At 63.6% G+C, this 23,933-nt stretch carries 20 protein-coding genes; 16 read left to right on the forward strand and 4 right to left on the reverse strand.

The features are described from left to right. Window positions 1-3 precede the first annotated feature (3 nt). Entirely contained in the window at window positions 4-801 is a 798-nt protein-coding gene (gene pcaD, locus N7E70_RS02635; protein ID WP_263005472.1) for a 3-oxoadipate enol-lactonase, read from the reverse strand. Between the two features lie 166 nt (window positions 802-967). Between pcaD and N7E70_RS02640 the strand changes: the two genes are divergently transcribed. Beyond that, complete coding sequence (locus N7E70_RS02640; protein ID WP_067955447.1) at window positions 968-1,720, forward strand: SDR family NAD(P)-dependent oxidoreductase; 753 nt, start codon at window positions 968-970, stop codon at window positions 1,718-1,720. A gap of 194 nt (window positions 1,721-1,914) precedes the next feature. Here N7E70_RS02640 and N7E70_RS02645 read toward each other — a convergent pair whose 3' ends face one another. Both N7E70_RS02645 and N7E70_RS02650 read right to left on the reverse strand, forming a co-directional pair. After that, a complete protein-coding gene (locus tag N7E70_RS02645; protein ID WP_192316544.1) occupies window positions 1,915-3,285 on the reverse strand; it encodes an IS1182 family transposase in 1,371 nt (456 codons plus the stop codon). Window positions 3,286-3,386: 101 nt separating this feature from the next. Next, complete coding sequence (locus N7E70_RS02650; protein WP_263005473.1) at window positions 3,387-4,757, reverse strand: aspartate aminotransferase family protein; 1,371 nt, start codon at window positions 4,755-4,757, stop codon at window positions 3,387-3,389. Between the two features lie 268 nt (window positions 4,758-5,025). Here N7E70_RS02650 and N7E70_RS02655 point away from each other — a divergent pair, with 268 nt between their 5' ends. The 3 genes from N7E70_RS02655 to N7E70_RS02665 all read left to right on the forward strand — a co-directional run bounded on the left by N7E70_RS02655 (window position 5,026) and on the right by N7E70_RS02665 (window position 8,353). After that, entirely contained in the window at window positions 5,026-5,712 is a 687-nt protein-coding gene (locus N7E70_RS02655; protein ID WP_154387170.1) for a GntR family transcriptional regulator, read from the forward strand. Window positions 5,713-5,714: 2 nt separating this feature from the next. After that, window positions 5,715-6,836, forward strand: a complete 1,122-nt coding sequence (locus N7E70_RS02660; protein WP_263005474.1) for an NAD(P)/FAD-dependent oxidoreductase — start codon at window positions 5,715-5,717, stop codon at window positions 6,834-6,836. An 83-nt stretch (window positions 6,837-6,919) separates the two neighbouring features. Then, entirely contained in the window at window positions 6,920-8,353 is a 1,434-nt protein-coding gene (locus N7E70_RS02665; protein WP_154387172.1) for an NAD-dependent succinate-semialdehyde dehydrogenase, read from the forward strand. A gap of 44 nt (window positions 8,354-8,397) precedes the next feature. Here N7E70_RS02665 and N7E70_RS02670 read toward each other — a convergent pair whose 3' ends face one another. Then, on the reverse strand, window positions 8,398-8,862 hold the full coding sequence (locus N7E70_RS02670; RefSeq protein WP_067955455.1) for an Lrp/AsnC family transcriptional regulator: 465 nt from the start codon (window positions 8,860-8,862) through the stop codon (window positions 8,398-8,400). 130 nt (window positions 8,863-8,992) lie between these two features. Here N7E70_RS02670 and alr point away from each other — a divergent pair, with 130 nt between their 5' ends. From alr to N7E70_RS02730, 12 genes are all read left to right on the forward strand, one after another. Further along, window positions 8,993-10,126, forward strand: a complete 1,134-nt coding sequence (alr, locus tag N7E70_RS02675; protein ID WP_067955456.1) for an alanine racemase — start codon at window positions 8,993-8,995, stop codon at window positions 10,124-10,126. 15 nt (window positions 10,127-10,141) lie between these two features. Continuing rightward, window positions 10,142-11,395, forward strand: coding sequence for a D-amino acid dehydrogenase (locus tag N7E70_RS02680; RefSeq protein WP_263005475.1), 1,254 nt, complete (start codon window positions 10,142-10,144; stop codon window positions 11,393-11,395). A gap of 362 nt (window positions 11,396-11,757) precedes the next feature. After that, window positions 11,758-12,486 (forward strand): FadR/GntR family transcriptional regulator, encoded by a 729-nt coding sequence (locus N7E70_RS02685; RefSeq protein WP_182576061.1) that lies wholly within the window; start codon window positions 11,758-11,760, stop codon window positions 12,484-12,486. Further along, window positions 12,483-13,664 carry a PLP-dependent transferase gene (locus N7E70_RS02690; RefSeq protein WP_154387174.1) on the forward strand — a complete coding sequence of 394 codons (1,182 nt, stop codon included), beginning with the start codon at window positions 12,483-12,485 and terminating at the stop codon, window positions 13,662-13,664. Before N7E70_RS02685 ends, N7E70_RS02690 begins: the two co-directional genes overlap by 4 nt. A 30-nt stretch (window positions 13,665-13,694) precedes the next feature. Continuing rightward, entirely contained in the window at window positions 13,695-14,972 is a 1,278-nt protein-coding gene (locus N7E70_RS02695) for an ABC transporter substrate-binding protein (RefSeq protein WP_067955461.1), read from the forward strand. Window positions 14,973-15,162: 190 nt separating this feature from the next. Next, window positions 15,163-16,086, forward strand: a complete 924-nt coding sequence (locus N7E70_RS02700) for a carbohydrate ABC transporter permease (protein ID WP_182576068.1) — start codon at window positions 15,163-15,165, stop codon at window positions 16,084-16,086. Beyond that, entirely contained in the window at window positions 16,086-16,934 is an 849-nt protein-coding gene (locus N7E70_RS02705) for a carbohydrate ABC transporter permease (RefSeq protein WP_182576069.1), read from the forward strand. The genes N7E70_RS02700 and N7E70_RS02705 overlap by 1 nt, the downstream gene beginning before the upstream one ends. A 4-nt stretch (window positions 16,935-16,938) precedes the next feature. After that, window positions 16,939-18,009 (forward strand): ABC transporter ATP-binding protein, encoded by a 1,071-nt coding sequence (locus N7E70_RS02710; RefSeq protein WP_067955465.1) that lies wholly within the window; start codon window positions 16,939-16,941, stop codon window positions 18,007-18,009. 1,053 nt (window positions 18,010-19,062) lie between these two features. Continuing rightward, window positions 19,063-21,054, forward strand: coding sequence for a methyl-accepting chemotaxis protein (locus tag N7E70_RS02715; RefSeq protein WP_210252536.1), 1,992 nt, complete (start codon window positions 19,063-19,065; stop codon window positions 21,052-21,054). A gap of 7 nt (window positions 21,055-21,061) precedes the next feature. Beyond that, window positions 21,062-21,364: an STAS domain-containing protein gene (locus tag N7E70_RS02720; protein ID WP_154387177.1), complete on the forward strand. Its 303-nt coding sequence runs from the start codon at window positions 21,062-21,064 to the stop codon at window positions 21,362-21,364. After that, window positions 21,361-21,726 (forward strand): response regulator, encoded by a 366-nt coding sequence (locus N7E70_RS02725; RefSeq protein ID WP_182576065.1) that lies wholly within the window; start codon window positions 21,361-21,363, stop codon window positions 21,724-21,726. Before N7E70_RS02720 ends, N7E70_RS02725 begins: the two co-directional genes overlap by 4 nt. Before the next feature lie 10 nt (window positions 21,727-21,736). Next, a complete protein-coding gene (locus N7E70_RS02730) occupies window positions 21,737-23,929 on the forward strand; it encodes a chemotaxis protein CheA (RefSeq protein ID WP_246341070.1) in 2,193 nt (730 codons plus the stop codon). Window positions 23,930-23,933 lie beyond the last annotated feature (4 nt).

A 23,933-nucleotide genomic window follows, 5' to 3' on the forward strand; every position in this document is an offset into this window, starting at 1 on the left:
AGCCTATTGCGGCGGCAGCTGGGCGACGAAGTTCTTGATGAGAGCGGTCAGTTCTTCCGGCTTCTCGACGCAAGGGATGTGGCCGGCGCCGTCGATGATCTTGAAGCGAGAGCCGGGGATGAGATCGGCCAGCGCGCGCACCAGCGCCGGCGGCGTCGAGCCGTCATGATCGCCGACGACGCAGAGCGTCGGCACAGCAATCGCCTTGGCCGCCTCGGTGTAGTCGGCATCGCGCAGGGCAGCACAGGTGCCGGCATAGCCGACGACAGGCTGGCGCGTCAGCATGTTGCGGTATCCGGTGAGGTCGGCTTTGCGCTGCGCGTGGAAGTCGGGCGTGAACCAGCGCTGCAGAATGTCGCCCGTGACCGCCGCGATGCCATCCTTTTCGACGGCGGCGATGCGGCTGTTCCACAGCTCTGCCGTGCCGATCTTGTGGGCGGTGTCGCAGAGCACGAGCGCCCGCACCAGGTCGGGCCGCCTGGCGTAAAGGCCCTGCGCGATCATGCCGCCGACCGACAGCCCGCAGATGATGGCGTCCTTGACGTTGAGATGATCGAGCAGGCCCTCGAGGTCGCCGATGTGATCGTCCATCCGATATGGCGACGTACCGGCATCGGAGAGGCCGTGGCCGCGCTTGTCGTAGGTGACGATCGGGAAGTCGCCGGCAAAGCGGATGATGACGTCACGCCAGATGCGGAAGTCGGTGCCGAGCGAATTGACGAAGACGAAGACCGGCTTGTTGGCAGGCCCGCCGATCAGCTGGTGATGCAGCGTGATGCCGCCGATTTCAGTAAATTGCACGGATAGTCTCCTCGTCGCGAGGTCATGGACATGGGGCCTAGAAGTCGCCCGTCAGGCCGGCGCGGTCAAGCCGCGAGGCCTCTGCCGAGCGCGGCCGAGAGCCGCGCCCCCTCGCAATGGCAAGGTGCATCCGCTACATAAGCTATAAGCTTAAAATGAGGATGTGATGGCCGAGAAGACCGAAGGGCGAAAGACGATCGTTTTGACCGGAGCCAGCCGCGGCATCGGCCATGCGACGGTGAAGCGCTTTTCGCGCGAGGGCTGGCGCGTCATCACCTGTTCGCGCCAGGCATTTTCAGACGATTGCCCGTGGCCGGCCGGTCCGGACGATCACATCAAGGTCGACCTCGCCGACCAGGGTGATGTCGGCAGCGCCGTTTCCGAAATCCGCCAGCGGCTGGAGAAGGAAGGCGGACTGCTGCATGCGCTTGTCAACAACGCCGGCATCTCGCCCAAGCACAAGGGCGGCGGTCGGATGAACTCGATCGACACGCCGATGCACGTCTGGCGCGACGTGTTCCAGGTCAATTTCCTGGCGCCGATCATGCTGGCGCGCGGCCTGTTCAAGGAACTGGCGGCGGCCAAGGGCTCGGTGGTCAACGTGACCTCAATCGCCGGCACCCGCGTCCATCCCTTTGCCGGCACGGCCTATGCCACGTCCAAGGCAGCACTTGGCGCGCTGACCCGCGAGATGGCCGCCGACTTTGGCCCGCACGGCATCCGTGTCAACGCCATTGCGCCCGGCGAGATCGACACTGCCATCCTGTCGCCGGGGACCGACAAGATCGTCGAGACGATCCCGATGCGCCGGCTCGGCCTGACGTCGGAAGTCGCCGACATCATCTATTTCCTGTGCTCGGGCCAGGCCTCCTATGTCACGGGCTCTGAAATCCATATCAACGGCGGTCAGCACGTTTGAGAGTTTTTGCCTGCTCTCCGTGTGCGGGAGAATACCTGCCGCGCGCCCAAACAAAAAAGCCCGCCGGATGGCGGGCTCAGACTGCTGACAAACCCCGTCGAATTTCGGCGGGGTTTTGTTTTGTGGGTTGATTGAGCTTTTTTGGATTGATGTCGGGGGGCAGATGCCAAGGCCGTTGCGAGCCGGCTTTGGCCTCATGCGAGGCTTGGTTTTGGCTTTGGCCAGAGGCTGATTGCGATCTTTTTCATGTTCTGGGCGGCGGCTGCGATCAGGCACTGGCAGGCGACGCGTGTTCGCCCTCGGAAGCGGGCATAGCGATGGCCGAAGAGCTGCTTGGCATCGGCGAAGGATCGCTCGACCGTCTCCTTGCGGCGTCGATAGATCGCCTTGCCCCATGCGGTTAAGCGGTTGGCATCGACCCGCTCGCGGACATCCTGCCAGACATGGCGCGTGATGGTGCGCTCGGCCTTGGCGTTTGATGTGCAAGACGCCAGCAGCGGACAGTTGCGGCAGATCGTCGGGTCGCTCCTGTAGTGGCGATAACCGCCGCGATCGGTGGTGGCGTAAGTGAGCAACTGGCCCTGCGGGCAACGATAGCCGTCAAGGTCCGGCTCATGGACGAAAGCGCCCTTCCTCATCTTGCCAGGCTTTGGCCGGGTCGGGTTGCGATAGCCGACGACACCGTGGATGTTCCTGTCCTCCAGGCCCTTGGCGATGCCTGGCGTGGCATAGCCGGCATCCAGCCCCGCCGCCGTGACGTCGAAGCCGAAACGCTCCACCTGGCGGTCGAGCCGGTCGAGATAGACGATCGAGTCATGCACGTTGGCCGGCGTGGCAAACGTGTCGGTGATGATGCCGAAGCCGCCATCCACCGTGCGGTGATCGAGATAAAAGAAGCCCTTCGGCTTGCCCTCGCGCACCATATAGCCAGCCTCAGGATCGGTGCGCGAGACCTTCGTCTCTTTCACCGCAGGCTGCCGCTCCTGCTCCTTCAGCGCCTTCTGGCCGTGCAACGCCCGTTCGGCATCGATCGCCCGGTCGAGCTCGCCCCAGTAGTCGGCACGCGACTTGGCGACCATGGCAAGGTCGTACTTGCCCTTGTTGGCATTGGCCTTCAGGTGCGTGCTGTCGGTGTAGAGCACCGTGCCGTCGACCAAGCCTGCCCCGATCGCCTGCTCGACAATGCGGTCGAAGATCGCCTGCGCGATCGTCTCGTCCTGGTAGCGCCGGCGTCGGTTCTGCGACAATGTCGAGGCGTCGAACACCTTGTCCGTCAGCTTCAGCCGCAGGAACCACCGGTAGGCGACATTGACCTCGATCTCTCGCACCAATTGCCGCTCCGAGCGCACCCCGAACAGGTAGCCGATGAACAGCGCCTTGAACATCAAGGTCGGATCAAGTGGCGGGCGACCATTGTCGGCGCAGTAAAGCGGCGCTGTCAGATCGTGGATGAACGAGAAATCGATAACACCATCGATCTTGCGCAGAAGGTGATCAACTGGAACCAGTTGATCGAGCGTGACGATCTCAAGTGCGGTTTGTTCAGGGCCGGCTCGCTTCAACATCACCCACTGAATCACAAACCCCCAACTCTCGCCAGGGGTTTGTCAGCAGTCTGAACGCGCCGGATGGCGGGCTTTTTGCTGTTGCCTGGTTGAATCGACGATCAGGCCTTGACGTGCTTCGCTGCCTCGTCGAGCGACCTCTCGACGGCGTCGAAGATGTCGTCGACCTGCTTGTCGTTGATGATCAGCGGCGGGCAGAAGGCAAGCGCGTCACCCATGTTGCGGGAGATGATGCCATTCTGCTGCAGCAGGCCGTTGACCAGGCCGCCAAGTGCGCCGGCGGAGCCCCATGGCGCCTTGGTTGCCTTGTCGGCGACCAACTCCATGGCGCCGATGAGGGCGACACCGCGGACCTCGCCGACGAGATCGTGCGCGGCGATTTTCGCCAGGCGCTCCTGCATGTGGGCGCCGACCTCGCGGGCGTTGGCGACCAGATTGCGTTCTTCGATGATCTTGAGATTTTCGAGCGCAACGGCGGCGGCGACCGGATGACCGCCGGCGGTGAAGCCGTGACCGAAGGTGCCGATGCGGTTGCTTTCGTCGGCGATCGGCTCGAACACCTTGTCGTTGATCATCAGGGCCGAGATCGGCAGATAGGACGACGAGATCTGCTTCGACATGACCATGATGTCGGGCTGCATGGCGTAGGTCTCCGAGCCAAACATGTTGCCGGTGCGGCCGAAGCCGCAGATGACTTCGTCGGCGACGAGCAGGATGTCGTACTTCTTGAGAACGGCCTGGATCTTCTCCCAATAGCCGGCCGGCGGGACGACGACGCCGCCGGCACCCATGACCGGCTCGCCGAACATGGCGGCGATGGTTTCGGGCCCCTCGGCAAGGATCAGCTTTTCCAGATCGTCGGCGAGACGGGTCGAGAACTGCTGCTCGGTCTCGCCAGGCAGCGCCTCACGCCAGTGGTGTGGCGACGATGTGTGCAGCACATTGGCGATCGGCAGGTCGAAGGACAGATGGTTGTTGGGCAGGCCGGTGAGGCTGGCGGAAGCGATGGTGACGCCGTGATATGCACGCTTGCGCGAGATGATCTTCTTGCGCTCGGGCTGGCCGAGCGCATTGGAGCGAAACCAGATCATCTTCATGGCCGTGTCATTGGCCTCGGATCCGGAATTGGTGAAGAACGCCTTGCTCATCGGCACCGGCGCCATCGTCACCAGTTTCTCGGCGAGGTCGATCAGCGGCGAGTGCCCTTTATGGGTGAAGCTGTGGTAGTAGGGCAGCTTGGCCATCTGCTTCGTTGCGGCATCGACGAGGCGCTTCTCGGAGAAGCCGACGCCGACGCTCCACAGTCCCGACATCGCCTCGATGTAGCGCTTGCCCGAGATGTCCTCGACATAGATGCCGTCGCCCTTTTCGATGATCAGCGGCCCGACCTCCTGGTGGCGGCGGGCATTGGTGTAGGCGTGCATGTGGAATTTCTTGTCGCGCGCCTCGGGCGAATTCGGCTGGCTGTCCATTGTCGTTCCTCACTGGATGGAGCGTCGCCGGCAGGGCGACGATGTCGATGATCTTGCGTTCGCGGTCAGCGACCGCTTGCAAAATCCGTAAATTGTTGTTTGATGCATCATGTTTTTCATGTGGACCAATGTCAAGGGCCAGAGAAGCGGCACGGGCAGGCCAGATAAGGCCAGGGTGCCGCAGCTGCCCAGTACCGACAAAGGGGCACGCGACCTGAACCCGGCGCCATGCGAGGCCGGACAATGAGCAGATGAGCGAAGGAAACTGATGACCGAAGGCTTCGCCTTGCAGATGGTTGAGCACGACAATCTCGGCGAGATTGTCTACGGCCAGTTGTCCGACGCGCTGATCAAGGGACGCTTCGCGCCCGACGCGCGGCTGACCATCCGCGACCTGGCGCAATCGCTGGGTACGTCGGTGACACCGGTGCGCGATGCCATACTGCGCCTGATCCAGGACGAGGCGCTGGTGCAGAAGTCGGCGCGCGAAGTACGCGTGCCTGTCATGACGCTGGAGCGTTATCTCGAAATCCGTCAGATCAGGATGAAGCTGGAGGGGCTTGCCGCGCGCGAGACAGCGCTGAAGGCCGAGGCCAGGGACATCGAGCGGCTGCGCGAACTCGTCACGCGCAACGAGCAGGCCATTGCCGCGGCGGACTGGCCGGCGGCGCTGGAACTGAACCAGACCTTCCATTTTGCGCTTGCCGAGATCGCCGGCATGACCGTGCTGCGCGGCATCCTCAACCGGCTGTGGCTGCAGATGGGGCCGATGATCGCGGCGTCCTACCAGCATGGCGGGCGGGCAATGATCGGCTATCACCACATGATCCTGTTAGCCATCGAGGCCCGAGACGCCGACCGGGCCGAGCGCGCCATCGTCGACGACATCCGCGGCGCAAGCTCGGCCATCATCGAGCAGCTCGCGGCGCTGAAGCCGACCGGGAGTGCCGGCTGACCATGGAGACGGTCGACTGCATCATCGCCGGCGCCGGCGTCATTGGTCTCGCCGTGGCGCGGGAACTCAGCCGGCGCGGCATGGAGACGATCGTCGTCGAAGCGGCTGATGCCATCGGCACCGAGACCAGTTCGCGCAACTCGGAAGTGATCCACGCCGGCATCTACTATCCCGAGGGCAGCCTGAAGGCCGAGCTGTGCGTCAAAGGCCGCGACATGCTCTACGCCTATGCCGCAGAGCGCGGCGTTCCGCACAAGCGCTGCGGCAAGCTGATCGTGGCAACGCTGCCGGAGCAGGTGCCGACGCTGAAAGGCATCATCGACAAGGCTCGGGCCAACGGCGTCGACGACCTCGTGCTGCTCGACGCCACCGAAGCGCAAGCGATGGAGCCGTCTCTTGCCTGCCACGCCGCCGTGCTGTCGCCATCGACCGGCATCGTCGACAGCCATGCACTGATGCTGTCACTGCTCGGTGAGTCCGAGGAGCATGGCGCCTTACTCAGCCTCAACACCGAGATCGTTTCCGGCCGGATCGAAGCGGGCCGTTTCGTGCTGCAGACACTGGACAGCTCGAGCGGCGCAGGTTTCGAGATCGCAGCACGGCATGTCGTCAACGCCGCCGGCCTTGGCGCGAACAGGCTCGCCGCATCGCTGGCGGGGCTCGCCCCGAAATTCGTGCCTGCGCTGCTTTATGCCCGGGGCAATTATTTCTCGGTGTCAGGCAAGCCGGCGTTTTCACGGCTGATCTATCCGGTGCCTGAACCGGGCGGGCTCGGCGTGCATCTGACGCTCGACCTCAATGGCGGCATGCGCTTCGGCCCCGATGTCGAGTGGATCGAGACCAAGGACTACGCGGTCGATCCGCGACGGGCCGACCACTTCTATGGCGAGATCCGCAAATATTGGCCCAGCCTCGCCGACGACAGCCTGGGTGCGACCTACTGCGGCATCCGCCCCAAACTTGTCGGGCCCGGCGAGCCGGCTGCCGATTTCGTCATCCAAGGCCCGGAGGTCCACGGCGTCAGTGGACTGGTCAATCTGTTCGGCATCGAAAGCCCGGGGCTGACCTCGTCGCTGGCAATCGCAGAACTGGTGGCACGGAAGCTGAAGCGAACCTATGTCTAGCGCACCATTCGAGGCGTGACCGGCCGCCCGGCGACGCCTGCCCCATCTTCACCCGCTCACGAACGACCCAGCAAGGACACAGCATGTACCCCGAAGTGAAATTGTTCATCGATGGCAAATGGACGGCGGCCGAAGGCGGCAGGACCATCGACGTCTACAACCCCGCCACCAACGAGGTGATCGGCAAGGTCGCCTCGGCCGGCAAGGGCGACCTCGACCGGGCACTCGCCGCCGCCGAGCGCGGCTTCAAGATCTGGCGTAAGGTGTCGCCCTACGACCGATCCAAGGTGCTGCGCCGCGCCGCCGACATCTTACGCGAACGCGCCGATGCGATCGCGACACTGCTGACGCAGGAACAGGGCAAGCCGGTCGGCGAAGCCAAGATGGAAGTGCTCTCCTCAGCCGACCTGTTCGACTGGTTCGCCGAGGAAGGCCGCCGCACCTATGGCCGCGTCATTCCGGCCCGTGGGCCCGGCATCCAGCAGATCGTCGTCAAGGAGCCGGTCGGTCCGGTGGCAGCGTTCACGCCTTGGAACTTCCCGATTTCGCAGGCGGCGCGCAAGATCGGCGCAGCCCTTGCCACCGGCTGCTCGATCATCGTCAAGCCGCCGGAAGAGACGCCCGCGTCGCCGGCCTGCCTTGCCGACGTGTTCAGGGATGCCGGCCTGCCCGACGGCGTGCTCAACCTCGTCTATGGCAACCCGCCCGAAATCTCCGGCTACCTCGTGCCGCATCCGGTCATCCGCAAGGTGTCGTTCACCGGCTCTGTACCGGTCGGCAAGCATCTGGCGGCGCTGGCCGGCACCCACATGAAGCGCGCGACGATGGAGCTTGGCGGCCATGCACCGGCGATGGTGTTCGACGACGCCGATGTCGACGCAGCCGCAGCGACGCTCGCCGCGTCGAAGTTCCGAAATGGCGGCCAGGTCTGCGTGTCGCCGACGCGCTTCCTGATCCAGGAAGGCGCCTACGACCGCTTCCTCGGCAAGTTCGTCGAGCATGCCAAGGGCGTGAAGGTCGGCGACGGCCTGGAGGCCAGCAGCCGCATGGGCCCGCTGGTCAATGAACGCCGGCTGGAAGCGGTCGAAAAGCTGATCACCGAGGCGGTGGCCGACGGCGCCAGACTCGAGACTGGCGGCAAGCGCATCGGCAACAAGGGCTCCTATTTCGAGCCGACGGTGCTGTCGGGCGTGCGCACCGACATGCGCATCATGAACGAGGAGCCCTTCGGCCCGGTGGCGCTGGTGATGCCGTTCAGGACCTTCGAGGACGTCGTCACCGAGGCCAACCGCCTGCCCTACGGCCTCGCGGCCTATGCCTTCACCAAGTCGAACAAGACGGTCACCGACCTCGGCGCCGAGATCGAAACCGGCATGCTGACGATCAACCATCTCGGCCTGGCATTGCCCGAAACGCCGTTCGGCGGCGTCAAGGACAGCGGTTACGGTTCGGAAGGCGGCACCGAAGCGCTCGAAGCCTATCTGGTCACCAAATTCGTGACCCAGTCAGCCGTCTGACACTGACAAAAAAGCCGGCGTACCACCAGGGCGCCGGCTTTTCTTCAAGACGTCTTCGGCCGTTTCGACTGCAGGATGTTGCGGATCGAGAAGCTCGAATGGATCCGGGCGAGGCCCGGCAGCGCTGACAGGATCTCCTTGTGCACGCGCTCGAAATCGCCGGCACTGGCCACTTCGACACGCAGGAAATAGTCGGAATCGCCGGTCATCAGGTAGCACTCCTTGATCTCGGGGTAGCGCCGCACCGCGAGCTCGAAGCGGTTGAAATACTCCTCGGTCTGCCGCTCCAGCGTGATCTGGACGATGACGGCGATGCCCTCGTCGGCCGCGGCATTGCCGATGATCGCGGTGTAGCCCCTGATGACCCCTTCCTGCTCCAGCAACTGCACCCGTCTGAGACAGGCTGATGGCGACAGGCCAACCTCGGCCGCGAGGCTGGCATTGCTGACGCGCGCATTGGCGCGCAATGCCCGGATGATGCCGCGGTCGATGGCGTCCAGAGAGGGCATCGCTGTTCCTTTCAAAAACGCTTCGAAAATTGCACAGATTACGCACAGTTCGCATGATCATCATCACATTGGCAAGATTTTCGCCGATCATTGCGATATTCTTTGGCGAAGGTGAGGACAATTTCCTGATATGACAATGGGCGTGCAAAGCGACATTGAGAGCCGTGCGGCATGCGGCGTGCTGACCATCGATCTCGACGCTCTGGTCGAGAACTATCGGCAGCTGAGCCAGCGCAACGCGCCTGAAAGGACCGCGGCGGTGGTCAAGGCCGATGCCTATGGGCTCGGCGTGGCCGAGGTCGCCCCGGTTCTATACGCCGCAGGGTGCCGCGACTTCTTCGTCGCCCATTTCATCGAAGCGGTCAGGCTGAAGCCGCATCTCACTGCTGACGCACGCATCCTGGTGCTCAACGGTCTGATGCCGGGCAGCGAGGCCGATTGCGCCGACCTCGGCGTGGTGCCGGTGCTGAACTCGCTCGAACAGGTCGCCAACTGGTCGGCCACATCAAGGGCGCGCAACGTGACGTTGCCGGCAGCACTCCAGGCCGACACCGGCATGTCGCGGCTCGGGCTCGAGCCGCAGGAGCTGGAAACGCTGATCGCCGAACCACACCGGCTCGACGGCATCCACATCGACATCGTGATGAGCCATCTCGCCTGCGGCGACGAGCCGGCGCATGATGCCAACGCCCGCCAGCTCGGACGCATGCGGGACGTGCGCGCACGCTTCCCCGATGCCAAGCTGTCCTTTGCCAATTCCGCCGGCATCTTCCTGGGCGACGATTTTCATGGCGATCTCGCCCGCCCGGGCATAGCGCTCTATGGCGGCGCGCCGCTCGGCGAGGGCGTCAATCCGATGCAGCAGGTGGTCCGCCTCGACGTCGGCGTCGTCCAGACCCGCACCGTGACGGCGGGTGCCGAGGTGGGCTATGGGGCAAGCTTCGTCGCCAGGTCCGAAATGCGGCTCGCCACCATCGCCGCAGGTTATGCCGACGGCCTGCCGCGCCATCTCAGCAATTCAGGCGCTGCCTGGTTCGGTGACGTGCGCCTGCCGATCGTCGGGCGCGTGTCGATGGACAGCATCATTCTCGACGTCACCGGCTTGCCGACCGGAACATTGAAGCTTGGCGACATGGTCGAACTGATCGGCCCGCACCAGACGCTCGAAATGATCGCGTCGGATGCCGGCACCATTTCCTACGAAATCCTGACCAGCCTGGGCCGGCGCTACAGACGCCGCTACCTCAGCCCGGCAGCGCGCTAAACCACAGGGGCAATCATGCGCATAGTCATTCTCGGTGCCGGTGTCATCGGCGTCACCTCCGCCTACTACCTGGCCAAGCAGGGTCACAAGGTGACCGTGCTCGACCGCCAGGCCGGTCCGGCGCTGGAAACCAGCTTTGCCAATGCCGGCGAAATCTCGCCCGGCTATGCCTCGCCCTGGGCCGCTCCCGGCATTCCGCAAAAGGCGATGAAGTGGCTGTTCATGAAGCACGCGCCGCTGATCATCCAGCCGATGCTCGACGTCTCGACCTGGCGCTGGGTGACGGCAATGCTGCGCAACTGCACCTCGGCCCGCTACGCGCTCAACAAGAGCCGCATGGTCCGCCTCGCCGAATACAGCCGCGACCAGCTGATTGCGCTGCGCGACGATACCGGCATCCAGTATGACCACCGCACGCAGGGCACGCTGCAGCTGTTCCGCTACCAGAAGCAGCTCGACGGCATGGCCAAGGACATCGAGGTGCTGCAGAGCGACGGCGTGCCTTACGAAGTGCTCGATCCCGCCGGCTGCGTCGGTGCCGAACCGGGCCTGGCGCCGGTGCGCGAGAAGATCGCCGGCGGCCTGCGCCTGCCGAATGACGAGACCGGCGACTGCTTCAAGTTCACCAACGAGCTGGCCAAACTCGCGGAACAGCTCGGCGTCGAGTTCCGCTACAATGTGAAGCTGGAAAGCCTGCGCCAGGAAGGCAAGCGCATCGTCGCCGTCCGCACCTCGGAAGGCGATGTCGAGGCCGACATGTTCGTCGGCGCACTCGGCAGCTTCACGCCGTCCTTCGTCAAGCCGCTGGGCCTCCGGGTCCCGGTCTATCCGGTCAAGGGCTATTCGATCACCGTGCCTATCGTCGACGAGAGCAAGGCGCCGGTGTCGACGATCATGGACGATACCTACAAGATCGCCATTACCCGCCTCGGCGACCGTATCCGCGTCGGCGGCATGGCCGAGATCGCCGGCTTCAACACCGACCTGTCGCCGTCGCGCAAGGCAACGCTGCAGTTCTCGGTCGAGGACCTGTTCGGCGGCGCCACCGACCAGAGCCGCGCCACCTTCTGGAGCGGGCTGAGGCCGATGACGCCGGATGGCACGCCGGTCATCGGACGCACCAAGTTCGACAACTTCTACCTCAACACCGGCCACGGCACGCTGGGCTGGACCATGGCCTGCGGTTCGGGCCGGGTGCTGGCCGACATGATCGGCGGCGTCCGTCCCGAGATCGACGTCTCCGACCTCGCTCTGTCGCGCTACGCCTGAAAACATCAGCTGTCGCGCGGGCGCCAGGCCGTGCCTGCGTTTTCCGATGCTACGACCCTCGTCGCCCAGCTGACTGTCTTGTCGCAATAGGTCGCCCTCCGACCTCGGAGGCGGCCTATTGTGCATCGCATTGTCCGCAAGGCTTTGAAACCATTGCAAAGATGACCCTGCCGACCAGTTGACCACGACCGTCAACAACACTCATCTCGACGCGGCATCCAGCATCGCCAGACGCCTCGTATCAGTTGCCCACGACCGGTGCCCGGTCAGTCGCTCCTGAACTGTCCTGACATTCGCGATTGACAGCCGCAACTGGCCATGCACAAATTGGTCTGACCATTGTACCATTTGAAGGCCGCGACGTGCTCGACCTGCCTCCCCTCCAAGCCACTGCGCGCGATGATGCAGTCCTCAACGTGCTGGCAGACTTCGTCATCCACGAAGAGCTCAAGCCCGGCGACCGGTTGCCGACCGAGCGCGTCCTGTCGGAGCGGCTGAAGGTCAGCCGCACCACCGTGCGCGAGGCGCTGACGCGCTGGGAAGGACTTGGCTTGGTGGAACGCCGCCAGGGCAGCGGCACCTATCTCAAGGCGGCGGTATCGCGCGACATGCTGCATCTGCCGCTGACATTTGCCTCGGGCAACGACTTCGAAAGCCTGATGCACACGCTGGAAATCCGCCGTGGCCTCGAGGCCGAAGCCGCCGCCCTGTGCGCCCTGCGCGCCGGTCCGGCCGAAGTCGAGATCATCCGGCAGAAGCTCGAGGTCATGGAAGAAGCCTTCCACAGCCGTGCCGGCATGTCCTCGGACGAAGACTGGGATTTCCACCAGGCGATCTACCGCGTGTCGGGCAATCCGCTGTTCGAACAGATCATCTCGGCAATGCATGAGCTGTTCCACCGTTTCTGGGAGCATCCGCTGGGCGTCCGCGATTTCGGCCACGCCAGCTTTCCCTATCACCGCACGGTCTACGAGCGGATTGCGGCTGGCGACGCCGAAGGAGCGCGCGGCGAAGCGCTGAAACTGATCGCCACCGTCGAGGCCGACCTTCGCCGCGGCGACGCCAATCTCAAACGTGCGGGATACAAATGAACAGCGAGTTCGAGCGCGATTTCATAGCCGAGGCGGCGACCTTGCTGGCCCATGACGAGCCGTTCCCCGGCGGCGCTGTGGTTCCGCCGATCTACCAGACATCGCTGTTCACTTTCGACAGCTATGCCGAGATGGCGGACGTGTTTGCCGGGCGCAGCACCAAGCCGATCTATTCGCGCGGCAACAACCCGACGGTCATGGAATTCGAGAGCAAGATCGCCGCCCTTGAAGGGGCCGAGGCGGCGCGCGGATTTTCCAGCGGCATGGCGGCAATCAGCTCGACCGTGCTCGCCTTTGTCGGCGCGGGTCAGCGCATCGTCGCCATCCGCAACTGCTACGGCGACGCCTACCGCCTGTTCGAGCGGCTGTTGCCGCATCTCGGCATCAAGGTCGATTATGTCGACGGCTCCGACCCGGACGCGGTGAAGGCAGCACTGCCGGGCGCGGCGATGCTCTATCTCGAAAGCCCGACCTCGATGATGTTCGAGCTGCAGGATCTCGAGGTGTTGACGGCACTCGCCAAGGCGCAAGGCATCGTCACCGTCATCGACAATTCGTGGGCGACGCCGCTGTTCCAGAAGCCGATCCTGCACGGCGTCGACGTGGTCATGCATTCGGCATCGAAATATCTCGGCGGCCACAGCGACACGGTTGCCGGCGTCGTCGCCGGCTCGGCCGAGCACATTCGCCGCATCAACGAGCGCACCTATCCCTATCTCGGCGCCAAGCTGTCGCCTTTCGAGGCGTGGCTCTTGCTGCGCGGACTGCGCACGCTGCCTTTGCGCCTGCCGCACCACATGAAGAGCGCGCTGACGATTGCCGAACGGCTGAAGGGCCACGGCCATGTCGAGCGCGTCAACCACCCCGCCTTCTCCAACCATCCGGGCAAGAAGACGCTCACTGGCTATTCCGGCCTGTTCTCCTTCGAGGTGACCGACGACATCGACGTGCCTGCCTTCACCGACGCGCTGAAACTGTTCCGCATCGGCGTCAGCTGGGGCGGTCACGAAAGCCTCGTGGTGCCGGCGCTCGCCTCGCTGCAGCAGACGCCGGATGCCAATTCGATCGGCCGGTTCGGGGTCAGCCCGCGAACCATCAGGCTGAATATCGGGCTGGAAAACGTGGAGGATCTCTGGGCCGACGTCAGTCGGGCCTTCGAGAGTGCAACAAGAAAATAACTTCAAGATCCAAGAATGGGAGTGACTGGAATGAAGAAGTACGGAGTGTTGTTCGCGGCGGCCATGGGCCTCGCATTGTCGGCGGGGTCGGCGCTCGCCGACTCGACAATCAAGATGGTGGAGGTCATCACCAGCCCGCCCCGCACCGAATTCCTGAAAAAGCAGATCGCCGAATTCGAGACCGCCAATCCGGGCATCAAGGTCGAGCTCGTCTCGCTGCCCTGGGGTCAGGCCTTCGAAAAATTCCTGACCATGGTCCAGGCCGGCGACACGCCCGACATCGTCGAGATGCCCGAGCGCTGGCTCGGCCTCTACGGCACCAACGGCCAGCTCGAGGATCTCACGCCCTACATGGCCAAGTGGGGTGACGCCGCAACGCTCGGCGACCGCGCCAAGCAGTTCGGTTCCGTCGTCGACGGCAAGCAGTACATGCTTCCCTACGGCTACTACCTGCGCGCCATGTTCTGGAACAAGAAGCTGTTCAAGGAAGCCGGCCTCGACCATGCGCCGACGACGCTCGACGAGTTCATGGACGCCAACAAGAAGATCTCAGCCATTCCAGGCAAGTATGGCTACTGCATGCGCGGCGGCCCCGGCGGCTTCAACGGCGTGCAGATGTTCATGAACATCGCCAACGGCAAGGGCGGCTACTTCAACGAGGACGGCACCTCGACCATCAACGAGGAAGGCTCGGTCAAGGGCCTGCAGATGCTGGCCGACATCTACAAGGAAGGCTACGCGCCCAAGGACAGCGTCAGCTGGGGCTTCAACGAGATCGTCACCGGCTTCTACTCCGGCACATGCGCCATGCTCGACCAGGACCCGGACGCGCTGATCGGCATCGCCGAAAAGATGAAGGCGGAAGACTTCGCCGTGGCCCCGATGCCGGCCGGTCCGTCTGGAAAATCCTATCCGACGCTCGGCTATGCCGGGTGGTCGATGTTCGCCAGTTCCAAGGTCAAGGACGACGCCTGGAAGCTGATGTCGACGCTGCTTTCGCCGGCAAACAATATCGGCTGGGCCAAGGAAGTCGGCGTGCTGCCGATCCACAACAGCGCCGCCGACGATCCGCATTTCAAGACCGAGCAGTTCAAGGGCTGGTTCGAGGAGCTGAACAATCCCGACAAGTTCGAGTTCGTGACGCCGCCGGTGCATCTCGAAAACCTCGGCAACTTCTATGACCAGGTCTCGGTCAAGAATGTCCAGGAGGTGCTCCTCGGCCAGCGCACGGCCAAGGACATCGCCGACGAGTGGGCTGCGTTCCTGACCAAGGAACAGCAGGACTGGATGGCCAAAAACAAGAAGTAACGGCCATGGCGGGGCAGCGATGTCCCGCCAACCCTGCCCTGTCGCCAGGGCTCCTTTGCTGCCCCCTCGCGACCGCGTTTCGCGGTCATGCCGGCATCGCCGCCAAGCCCTTTCTCCCCTTGGAGACGAGGTCGCGCGCGAGGGGGCGATCTTTTCGCCATGCCGAAAGCATCGCCCGAAAGCGTCGCCCATGACCACTGCAGTCGCCGAATCGAATTCGCCCCGCAAGGCGGGGCGCAGGGGTTCCGTCCTGCCCGGCTTCGAGCCGTGGCTTTATCTCAGCCCAGCCCTGATCCTGCTGGTCACGGTGCTGCTCGTGCCGCTGATCATCGGCATCAGCTATTCGTTTCGTAAATTCTCGGCCTTCAAGTCCGAATATGTCGGCCTCGGCCAGTACCAGGCACTGTTTTCCGATCCGCTGCTTGCCCAAGCGCTGGTCAACACGCTGTGGTGGACCGTCGGCAGCCTGTTCTTCCAGTTCTTCCTCGGACTCGGCCTGGCGCTCCTGCTCGACCGGCCGTTCTGGGGCCGCAAGATGGTGCAGGCGGTGGTGTTCCTGCCCTGGGCCGTACCATCCTTCCTGTCCGGCCTCACCTGGGCCTGGCTGTTCAACCCGATCGTCGGGCCGCTGCCGCATTGGCTCTACGCCATGGGCATCATGGCCGAGCCGAGCAACATCCTGGCCGACCCCAAGATCGCCATGTGGGGGCCGATCATCGCCAATGTCTGGTTCGGCATCCCGTTCTTCGCCATCACGCTTCTGGCGGCACTGAAGTCGATCCCGTCCGAGCTGCACGAGGCAGCGGCCATCGACGGCGCCTCGCCATGGCAGCGCTTTTCCAAAGTGACGCTGCCGTTCCTGGCGCCGACAATCGCCATCACCGTCATGCTGCGCACGATCTGGATCGCGACCTTCGCCGACCTGATCTTCGTCATGACCTCGGGCGGACCGGCCGGCTCGACCAACACGGTCGCCACCTACATCTATGTCAGCGCCTTCAAGTCGCTCGACAAGGGTTACGCCTCGGCGGTGGCAGTGCTGCTGCTGATCCTTCTCATCGCCTATGCGGTGGTGCTGATCGGCATCCGCCGCTCGCTCGCGAGGTACTCGTGATGATTGCCGGACGCTCCAATTCCGCGCGCCTGCTCGGCGGTATCGGGCTCTACGGCGCCATTGCCGCCTACGTCATCTTCGCGCTGTTTCCGATCTACTGGACGCTGAAGATCTCGGTGACGCCGCAGTCGCTGCTCTATTCCGAAGGCATCACGCTGTGGCCGTCGGCGACGACCTTCGAGAACTATGCCACGGTGCTGAAGGCCAGCGATTTTCCACTCTACTTCTTCAACAGCGTGCTGGTCTCCGTGACCACGGCCATCCTGGTGACCGTCATCGCCTCGGGCGCCGGCTACGCCATGTCGCGCTTCTCCTTCCGTGGCAAGACGACGGTGGCGATAGCCCTTTTGCTGACGCAGACCTTCCCGCTGGTGATGGTCATCCCGCCGATCTACCGCATCATGGGTGAGATCGGCCTGACCAACAGCCTGACCGGGCTGATCATCATCTACACCGCCTTCAACACCGCCTTCGCGACCTTCCTGATGCAATCCTTCTTCGACGGCATACCGAAAGACCTGGAGGAAGCGGCGATGATCGACGGCTGCACCCGCTTCGAGGCTTTGCGCCGCATCATCATCCCGCTGACGCTGCCCGGCATGGGGGCGACGCTCGGCTTCGTCTTCACCGCGGCGTGGAGCGAACTTCTGTTCGCGCTGATGCTGATCTCCAGCGAGGGCCAGAAGACCTTCGCCGTTGGACTGCTCACCTTCATCGGCAAATTCGCCGTCGACTGGGGACAGATGATGGCGGCGTCGATCCTGGCGCTCATCCCGGTCTGCATCTTCTTCGCATTCCTGCAACGCTATCTTGTGACCGGCCTGACCGCCGGCGCCGTCAAAGGGTAGGACCATGGCTTCGGTTACACTCAACAAGGTCCAGAAGGATTACGGTTCGCTCAACGTGCTCCAGGCCGTTGACCTCGAGATTTCAGACGGCGAGTTCGTGGTGCTCGTCGGCCCCTCCGGTTGCGGCAAGTCGACCTTGCTGAGGATGATCGCCGGTCTGGAAGAGGTTTCGGCGGGCGAGATCCGCATTGGCGAGCGCGTCGTCAACGACGTCGCGCCCAAGGACCGCGACATCGCCATGGTGTTCCAGTCCTATGCGCTCTATCCGCACATGAACGTCGCTTCGAACATGGGCTTCAGCCTGGCGCTTCGGAAGGCCGAGAAGGGCTCGATCGACACCAGGGTCAATGGCGCGGCGAACCGGCTCGGGCTCGACAAGCTGTTGGCGCGTCTGCCGCGCCAGCTCTCCGGCGGCCAGCGCCAGCGCGTCGCCATGGGCCGCGCCATCGTGCGCGACCCTAAGGTGTTCCTGTTCGACGAGCCGCTCAGCAACCTGGATGCCAAGCTGCGCGTGCATATGCGCACCGAGATCAAGGCACTGCACCAGCAGCTCAAGACGACATCGGTCTATGTCACCCACGACCAGGTCGAGGCAATGACGATGGCCGACCGTATCGTCGTCATGCATGATGGCGTCGTCCAGCAGGTCGGCGCGCCGCTCGACCTCTACGACCGGCCCGCCAACGCTTTCGTTGCCGGCTTCATCGGCTCGCCGGGCATGAACTTCCTGCCGGCGACTGTCAGGCGGACGGGCGATGATGCAGCGGCCGTCCTGAGCGACGGCCAGCGCCTGCCCGTACTGGCCAGCCTGCCGGTTGCCGACGGTGACGAGGTGACGATAGGGTTGCGGCCCGAGCATATGCGCGTCGCCGGCGATGGCGGCATCGCCGTGCGGGTCGAGGTGGTCGAGCCTCTCGGCCTGTCGACGCAATTTTATGCCAGGCTTGCCGGCCAGCAGGCGTGTGTCTTTGCCATGGGGCGGGTCGCGGTGAAGCCTGACGACACCGTCCGGCTGTCGGTAAGTGCTGCCGACTTGCATGTATTCAATCCGAAGAGCGGCCAGCGCATCGGATAAGCTAGCCGCGAGCTGGTACCACCAGCATCCATCTTGTGAAGGCGTCGGCCAAAGTCGGCGCCTTTTTCGTTTGTGTACAAACTTTCAACGTGGGAACGGTCCAGGCGGCATTTTCATTTGTGCACAAAGCGTCCTCGGCGGCCAGCGACGATGCGTTCTGCAACTAGACAGGAAGTAAAACGCGCGCGGATTCAACTAAGGGAAGCAGCCCGCGCGCGACCGAAGTCAAGTGCAGCAAGCGATGATTCCCCTTGTTCGGCGAATTGCAAAACTGGCTCACAACCGGCGCGCGCAGACACCAACGCCGATCGCGTGACTCAAGGTCAACTTCGGCGTCAAACCGCAAAAAAATTTGCACGACTCAGCGGAATTTCGCAGCGCATCGACCTCTGAACTCCAACAAGTCGACCGCCACCTGTGGCAAGAATGAGGCAGATCGATAGCCGCCTTTCCCTTGAGTCACCGGGCAGCAACCGTGCGAAAAAGCCGAAAATGCAGCGGATTCGACTGTCAGCGGCGGCTTACATGGATCGGTGCCGACTAGGATCGAGTCGGATTCAACTGACCAGTGTTCTTGCAAGAGTACTGGTTTATCTTAAGCGGATCATTCTCAATACCGACGACTTATCTTTCACACATTGCTTGCGCAGCGCGAATGACTCTTGCCGTACAAGTACTGATGACTCGGATCCTTGGCAGTGCTGCCGGCATTTACACTTGGGTAATTTCTTCTGAATACGTCGAGTCAACGAGATAGCTAAATTTTTAAGTACAGGGAGGGGTTCCTGTCGGCGCTCTCGGGGAATGAAGTAGCAGGCAAGACATGAGCATTTTCTAATAAGCGACGTTTGAGAAACCTCTCTTAGATCTCCTCCTTTTCGAAGCAAAACACGCGCTGGCGACGCCGCCGGCGCCATCCCCTACTCACATTCCTGCATGTCTTCAGGCGGTGCGAAGCGAAACGCTTCCCAGCGATCGGCAATACTTTGCCGGCGAAGAAGACGTGTCGGGGCCAGGCAACCACGTTCTACCTCTACGGCAAGGAAACGCCCAATGAGTTCCACCTTCGATCCAACAGCCACCCATTACGGCGCTCCGCCTCAGAGAGGGGGCTTCTCCACAACCAATCTCAGCATCACGCGCAAGCTGGTGCTTGCCTTCTCGGCGATCGTCATCGTGAGCCTCGTCGTCGGCGGGATGATGATGCGCGCCCTCAGCCAGCTTGAAGCTGCCAGTGCGGAACTCGAGGTGGCCAGCCGCGTGCTTTCCACCGTCGGCAAGGCGGAAGCGCTCCACCTCGATCGATCCAACATTGCTCGAACCTACTTGCTCAATCTCAGGGAAGACGTAGCCAAGCGCTATCACGAGACCTCGAAGAACGTCGACAAGACGATCACCGAAGCTGTGAACCTGCCAATCGACGACAAGGCTGTCATCGCCGCCGTCGAGAACTTTAGGGCAATGACCGAGAATTGGCGCAATGAGGTCGGCGACCCGATGGTCCAGCTGGCCGGCAATCAAGCTACCTACGCAGAGGGTCGCGAGCGCGGGTCCTCGGTTCGGGCATCTGAGGTGCAGGCCACCGTTCGCAAGGCGGTTGCAGAGATGCAGGCCGAGATCACCCGGTGGGAGACCGAAACCGCCGTTCTCAAGAACGACGCCATCGCCACTGCACAGTATCTGCAGCTCGGCAGCGCCGGCCTGACTATCGCCATCCTCGTCGTGATCGCGCTGTGGCTCTCCAGCCAGATCGCAACGCCGGTCAACAACATGACGCAGGCGATGCGCAGCCTGGCTTCCGGTGACCTCAAGGTCGTCGTTCCGGCCATCGGCCGCCGCGACGAAGTCGGCCAGATGGCGTCCGCCGTGCAGACTTTCAAGGAAGCCGCGATCGAGAAGGTTCGTCTCGAGGCAGAAGCCGCCGAGACGCGCCGCCGCGCCGAGGACGAGGCCGCACTGCGCGCCGCGCAGAAGGCCGAGGAAGACCGCCAGGACATGGTTGCGATCTCGGCACTGGGCCACGGCCTCGACGCGCTGTCGAAGGGCGACCTGATGCACCGCATCGACGCGCCGTTCCCCGACAAGCTGGTCAAGCTGCGCCAGGACTTCAACGAATCCGTTGAGAAGCTGCAGCAGACGATGCTCAGCATCACCTCCTCGGTGAAGGCGATCCACGCCGGCACCGGCGAGATCTACACCGCCGCCGACGACCTATCGCGCCGCACCGAACAGCAGGCCGCAAGCCTCGAAGAGACCGCAGCCGCGCTCGACGAGATCACCGCGACCGTCAAGAAGACGGCCGAAGGTGCAGTGCATGCCCGTGATGTCGTCTCGACGGCCAAGACCGATGCCGAGACCAGCGGCGTGGTGGTGCGCAAGGCCATCGATGCCATGGGCACGATCGAGAAGTCGTCCGAGCAGATCAGCCGCATCATCGGCGTGATCGACGAGATCGCCTTCCAGACCAACCTCCTGGCGCTCAACGCCGGTGTCGAAGCGGCTCGCGCCGGCGACGCTGGACGCGGCTTCGCCGTGGTTGCCTCGGAGGTGCGCGCGCTGGCCCAGCGTTCGGCGGAAGCCGCCCGCGAGATCAAGAGCCTGATCTCCGCTTCGACGACCCAGGTCGGCGAAGGCGTCAAGCTGGTCGCCGAGACCGGCAAGGCACTGGAGCGCATCGTTCTCCAGGTGGCCGAGATCAATGCCGTCGTCACCAACATCGCGGCCAGCGCGCATGAGCAGTCCACCGGTCTCGACCAGGTCAACTCGGCGGTCAACCAGATGGACCAGGTGACCCAGCAGAACGCCGCGATGGTCGAGGAATCGACTGCCGCAAGCCACTCACTGTCGCAGGAAACCGAAGAGCTGTCGCGCCAGATCAGCACGTTCCGGCTGGGCAAACTCTCGGTCGTCGAAGGCAGCCGCCCAGCAAGCCCCAAGGCTCCGGCGCGCGCGCCACGGCCGGAACTGAAGGTCGCATCGTCGAGCTTCGGTTCTTCCGCAGCCCGTGCGGTCGCTCCGGCGGCCGACGACTGGCAGGAGTTCTGATCGAGCCATGACCACCGTGTCCGATCCTTCACAACGGATACTCGAGCTTGCGGCAGCGCTGGACTTCAGGGCGGCAGCGCCTCTGACCGAAAGCCTGCTTGCAATGCGCGGAACCGCGCTGACCATCGATGCCTCGCGCGTGGAGCGGATCGGCGGTCAATGCCTTCAGGTTCTCCTGTCGGCGCAACAAACCTGGAGCGCGGATGACACCGCGCTCTCCTTCACCAACCTGACGCCCGGCTTCGTCGAAGGCCTGCGGCTCCTGGGCTTCTCGGAAGCGGATTTCACCAGGGAGGAGATGCCGGAATGAGCGCGACCATTTTGACCGTCGATGATTCTCGCACCATGCGCGAGATGCTGAAACTGGCGCTGACGCAAGCCGGCTACAGGGTCATTCAAGCCGAGGACGGCGTCCATGGCCTCGAGGTGCTGAAGACAGAGACCCCGCGGGTCATCGTCACCGACATCAACATGCCCCGCATGGATGGCTTCGGCTTCATCGAGCATGTGCGTGCAGACGACTCCTATCGCGGCATTCCGATCCTGGTGCTGACCACCGAGAGCGATGCCGAGAAGAAGGATCGCGCCCGCCGTGCAGGTGCGACCGGCTGGATCATCAAGCCATTCGATCCTGCCAAGCTGATCGACGCCATCCGCCGCGTGTCGGCCTGAACCGGGAGACATGTCCGTGGACGCAATGGCAGCGGTCAAGCAGACCTTCTTCCAGGAGTGCGAGGAACAACTCGCCGAACTGGAAACCGGCCTTCTCGCGATGGAACGCGGGGAAGCCGAATCCGACACCGTGAACGCGGTTTTCCGCGCGGTGCATTCGATCAAGGGCGGCGCTGGCGCCTTCAGCCTAGAAGGCCTTGTGCAGTTCGCCCATGTCTTCGAAACCACGCTCGACCACGTCCGCAACGGCGCGCTGGAACCGACGGCCGACGTCATGGCAGTCATGCTGCGCGCCGCCGACCTTCTGGCAGATCTCGTGGCGGCGGCACGCGATGGCCACACGGTCGACAGCGGCCGCAGCGAAGTGCTTGTCGGCGAGCTCACCGCACTGAGCCCCGGCGGGGCAGAGGCGGAAGCCGAAGAAGAAGACGACATGAGCGACTTCTCCTTCACGCCCGTCACCGTGGCGTTCGATTTCTCGGACGCACCCGTCGATATCGGGCGCAGCTACACGATCACTTTCAAGCCCAGGCCCGAACTCTATGCCAAGGGCAACGAGACGGTGCTGGTGCTGCGCGAACTGGAACGGCTCGGCGAGCTGGAAATCAACTGCGACGCAAGCGGCTTGCCGTCTCTCGCCGCACTCGATCCGGAAGGCGCCTATCTTGAATGGACCATCAAGCTCACCACCGAAAAGGGTGAGGACGCGATCCGCGAAGTCTTCGAATTCGTGGAATGGGATTCCAGCCTGACCATCCAGGCAGCCGACGCCGGTTCCTCCGATGCCGAACCCGGCGCCGACTCGACCGAAGACGCATTCGCTGCCCTGCTCCGCTCCATCCAGGGCGACGAGGCGGCTCAGCCGGCAACGACGGCGGAGATCATCCCGCTGCCATCAGCCGAGGAACGCGAGGCTGTTGCCGAAGTCGAGGCCCAGCCGACCAAGGCTGCCGCGGCGCGCAACAGCGAAAGCGGCGCCAATGCCAATGCGGGTGCCCCGCAGACCATCCGCGCCGATCTCGAGCGTGTCGACCGACTTATCGACCTCGTCGGCGAGCTCGTCATCAACCAGGCGATGCTGTCGCAGCGCGTCATGGAAGCCGGACACGTACCTGGATCCGCCGTGGCCCTTGGCCTCGACGAGCTCGAGCACCTGACGCGCGAGATCCAGGACTGCGTCATGGCGATCCGCGCCCAGGCGGTGAAGTCGGTGTTCCAGCGCATTCCGCGCCTGGTGCGCGAAGTCGCCAGCATGACCGGCAAGCAGGTCCGCTTGATCACTGACGGCGAAGGCACCGAAGTCGACAAGACGGTGATCGACCGCCTGAACGACCCATTGACGCACATGATCCGCAACGCCATCGACCATGGGCTGGAAAAGCCCGAGGTGCGTATCGCCGCCGGCAAGCCGGCCGAAGGCGTTGTGCGTCTTTCGGCGATGCACCGCTCGGGCCGCATCGTCATTGAGGTTGCCGACGACGGCGCCGGCATCAACCGCTCGCGGGTCAAGGCGATCGCTGTGGAGAAGGGACTGATCGCAGCCGACGCCGTGCTGTCCGACGAGGAGATCGACAATCTGATCTTCCTGCCTGGCTTCTCCACGGCATCGGAAGTGTCGAACATCTCCGGCCGCGGCGTCGGCATGGACGTGGTCAAGCGCTCGATCCAGGGTCTTGGCGGTCGGTTGTCGATCACCTCGCGCCCCGGCAAGGGCTCGACCTTCACCATGAGCCTGCCACTCACGCTCGCCGTGCTCGACGGCATGGTGGTGACGGTGGCCGACCAGACGCTGGTCGTGCCGCTGACGGCGATCATCGAGACCTTGCAGCCCAAGGCAGCCGACGTGCACGGCCTCGGCGGCGGCTCCAGGGTCATTGCGATCCGCGATGCGTTTACGCCGCTGATCGACGTCGGCCGCGAGCTCGGCTTCCGCAACACCGCCACCGATCCGCTGGCAGGCGTGGCAATCCTCGTCGAGACCGAAGGCGGCCGCCGCAGCGCCCTGCTCGTCGACACGATCCAGGGCCAGCGCCAGGTCGTCATCAAGAGCCTGGAGTCCAACTACAGGCATGTGCCGGGCATCGCCGCCGCAACCATCCTCGGCGATGGCCGCGTCGCCCTCATCATCGATGTCGACACCGTGATCGCCAATTCGCAGTCCGACGCGACCATTCTTGAACCCGTTCTTGCAGCAGCAGGGTGATGCC

It is taken from the genome of Aminobacter sp. NyZ550 (assembly GCF_025628925.2).
Taxonomy (GTDB): domain Bacteria; phylum Pseudomonadota; class Alphaproteobacteria; order Rhizobiales; family Rhizobiaceae; genus Aminobacter; species Aminobacter ciceronei.